Source organism: Cedecea sp. (genome assembly GCF_036500665.1).
Taxonomy (GTDB): Bacteria; Pseudomonadota; Gammaproteobacteria; order Enterobacterales; family Enterobacteriaceae; genus Cedecea.
This window is the reverse complement of the sequence record NZ_DASYBS010000109.1, coordinates 1-2,173: the sequence shown is the minus strand read 5'-3', so window position 1 is coordinate 2,173 and position 2,173 is coordinate 1. Positions and strand designations below refer to the sequence as shown.

Here is a 2,173-nt window from a genome sequence, read left to right as displayed (position 1 = left end):
GGTTTAGAGTTTGGGCCCCATATCAGAGTGGTTGCTGGTGGAGCCAACTGCAGATCTATCGGCTTCACTCCCACGGCACGCCGGGGAAGGGGCGGGAGCATGAAAATGTTTCGGTTCAGTAACCACTCTCCCGGAAGCCACCACCCTCTCCTTTGTCATCCCGAGCGTAGCCGAGCGACTGTCTGAATTGTCAAGCTCCTGGCAGTGCCCCTCTCAAGCTTGAAGCCGAGGATCTGCACCTATCTGTCCCACTGGACGTGTACTGCACCCCAAAAGTGAGACACGGGAGTGGGTGGAAACTGGGGACACTCAGCGGTCATAATGGAGCAGACCGATGAGGAAGCAATCGAGACGTTATAGCGCGAAGTTTAAGCAGGAAGCGGTAAACCGGATGGCGGATTGTAAGAGCGTCACCGGTTTGGCGAAGGAATTAGGGATCCGGCGGAAGTTTTTATACTTGTGGCGGGATCAGTTAAAGGCCGGGGGTGTGGCGGCCTTGGAGCGGGAGCCAGGTAGACCGCGAGGCAGCGAATGGGTGGGTGTTTGCCAGCCGGCACCTGTGCCCAGCGCCGACCAGGTGCGGATCGCGGAACTGGAGCGGCTGCTGGGGCGCAAGCAGCTAGAGCTGGATTTTTTAAAGCGAACCTTCGAACAAGTCAGGGGAGCGGCGCCGAACCTTACCGGCGATGGCGGCAGGGAGTCTATTGCGGTCTCCAAGCCTCGCTCTCGTTCGAAGGAGCAGGACTGACGGTGGAGCAAAAATGCCAGTTGGCGGAGGTGAGCCGAGCTGGCTTCTATCGTTATTTGCAGCAGACTCAGCCCGGCCAGGCTGAGCTGTTGTTGCGTGCACGCCTGCAGGAGTTAGCGGTGGAGAATCACCGCCTGCGCGGCTACCGGATGCTGACCGCATTGCTGCGGCGGGAAGGCCATGTAGTCAATCGCAAGCGCGTACTGCGCTTGATGCGGGAAGACAATCTGCTGAGCTTGCGGCGAAGCAAGTACGTGTTTACTACAGATTCGCGGCACGATCTGCCGATTTATCCGAACCTGGCACGACGTGTGCATTTAACGTCGCTCAATCAGTTGTGGGTGGCCGACATTACTTACATTCGGCTACGCAGCGAGTTCATCTACCTGGCGGTGGTGTTAGACGCCTACTCAAGGCGCGTGGTCGGTTGGGCTTTGGGGCGCAGTCTGCAGGCGGAACTGGCAATTCAGGCTCTGCAGATGGCACTTGACCAGCGCGACTGGCGAGCCGGGGAACTGATTCACCACTCCGATCGAGGCGTGCAGTACGCATCGAGTGAATACACGCAGATACTGGAGCAGCGCGAGATTCAAATCAGTATGAGTCGCCGCGGCAATCCCTATGACAACGCGCGTGCGGAACGATTTATGCGCACGCTAAAAGAAGAGGAGGTGCACGGAACGGATTATCAAGATCTGGAGGACGCACGCAGTCGAATCGGTGAGTTTTTGGAGCAGGTGTACAACCGGCAAAGGCTGCATTCAGCGTTACGTTATCTGACGCCAGAAGAGTTTGAGCAGGCCAGCCAAGCCAGCAAGAGTGACGGCGCTGATGGAAGCGATGGAAAACCACAAGCAGGTTTACCACCGCTCCCACAGGCCTTGGAAATCCCTTCAGGATTTCCACACTCCCACGGCTCGGCGACTGCGATCACATAAACTCATAAAACGGAACCCAAAAGTGTCCCCAATTACCGGAACTCATCGTGTCTCAGCTTAGGGGTGCAGTCCACGTCCGATTGCCTCCGGCCTTTGCTGCGACACAGACTCCTCAGGGAGTGGCTATTCCATCATGACGTGGCCGCCGCCACCCGGATGATTGCGATCGAGGAGAAATGCCGTTGGCACCATCAGGACGGCGGCAAATCCGAGGACGTAGTAGACATCGACATAAGCCAAGGCTTGTGTCTGCGCCAGAAGCTGTTGATACAACTGGCCCTGCGCCAGCAGTAGTCCATTGGATTTGCCCGCCGTCACATCCAGGAATTGACGCAATGCGTCCACCTGCTGCTGAAAATTAGCGTTTACCGGCGAGGTGTACTTTGACAGCACGCTTTGATGAAACTGCGCCCGCTGGGTTACCAGGGCATTGGTGAGCGAAATCAGAATGCTGCCGCCTATATTGCGAACAAAATTGATAAGCCCC

The 2,173-nt window shown here is 57.0% G+C and carries 2 protein-coding genes and 1 pseudogene; 2 read left to right on the top strand and 1 reads right to left on the bottom strand.

The features are described from left to right. The first annotated feature begins 334 nt into the window (after positions 1-334). Together VGM55_RS18905 and VGM55_RS18900 are read left to right on the top strand one after the other, a co-directional pair. Positions 335-748, top strand: coding sequence for a transposase (locus VGM55_RS18905; protein ID WP_331636328.1), 414 nt, complete (start codon positions 335-337; stop codon positions 746-748). Between the two features lie 2 nt (positions 749-750). After that, positions 751-1,686, top strand: a complete 936-nt coding sequence (locus tag VGM55_RS18900; protein ID WP_331636327.1) for an IS3 family transposase — start codon at positions 751-753, stop codon at positions 1,684-1,686. A 123-nt stretch (positions 1,687-1,809) separates the two neighbouring features. On the opposite strand, the pseudogene VGM55_RS18895 reads toward VGM55_RS18900, so the two are convergent. Continuing rightward, positions 1,810-2,173: pseudogene (locus tag VGM55_RS18895) on the bottom strand (hypothetical protein); the annotation flags it as partial.

Excerpts from the sequence above, each read along its gene's own strand:
- VGM55_RS18905 (WP_331636328.1), top strand. The coding sequence starts at position 335 with ATGAGGAAGCAATCGAGACGTTATAGCGCGAAGTTTAAGCAGGAAGCG.